Annotated in this window: 1 pseudogene; it reads right to left on the reverse strand. The window is 79.0% G+C overall.

Going from position 1 to position 811, the window contains the following annotated elements:
- A pseudogene (locus JFN87_RS33275) lies at nt 1-811 on the reverse strand (chromosome segregation protein SMC); the annotation flags it as partial.

Genomic DNA, 811 nt, shown 5'->3' on the forward strand with positions numbered 1-811 from the left:
GCGGCTGGGGTTGAGACGTGTGCTGTTCCGTCCTGGGCGCGCGCGCCGCGGTCCAGCGCGTCCGCGCGCCCCGCGAGCCCCTTCACACGCTCCTCGTGCGTGCGGACCTGGAGCCTCGCCTCCATCTCGGTCTGGCGGGCGTTGGCCCCGTCGGCGGCGAGCCGGTCGCGTACGGCGGTGTCGGGCTCGTCGTCGCCCGCCTGTTCGGCCGACTCCTCGACGACGAGCAGCCGCTCCGCGAGCTCCTCGGCCTCCGCTGTGGCGCGCTCCAGGGCGTCGTGCGCGGTGGCGACGGCCGCCGCTGCGCGCTCCGCCTCGCCCGCGGCGCCGCGCGCCTGGCCCGCCAGGCGGCCGAGCCGGCCGGACACGGCGGACTTCTCCCGGTCGGCGGCGCGCCGCAGCTCCCCCAGTTCCTCGACCCGTCCCGCGCGGGCGCGGCGCTGCTCGGCGGCGTCCCGCTGGCCCTGTGCGAGCTCCTCGCACCTGACGGCCAGCTCGGCGAGTTCGGCCGCGGCCTCGTCCACCGAGGCCTGGACCTCGAGGAGGCTGGGTGCGCCGGCGGAGCCGCCGTGCGCGATGTGGGAGCCGAGGATGTCGCCCTCGGCGGTGACGGCGACGAGCGCGGGGTGCGTGCGGACGAGTTCCTCGGCGTCCTCCAGCGTCGCGACGACGACCATGTCCCGCACCAGCCTGCGCACGGCGGCGACCAGCGGGGCGGGGCCGCTGACCAGGTCGGCGACGCGGGTGGGAGCGGCCGCGCCTGCCTGCGCCGGCAGCGAGACGCCGCCCGGCGCCGTGGCGGCGGCCCGCT

Origin of the sequence: Streptomyces montanisoli (assembly GCF_017813245.1) — a bacterium.
Taxonomy (GTDB): Bacteria; Actinomycetota; Actinomycetes; order Streptomycetales; family Streptomycetaceae; genus Streptomyces; species Streptomyces montanisoli.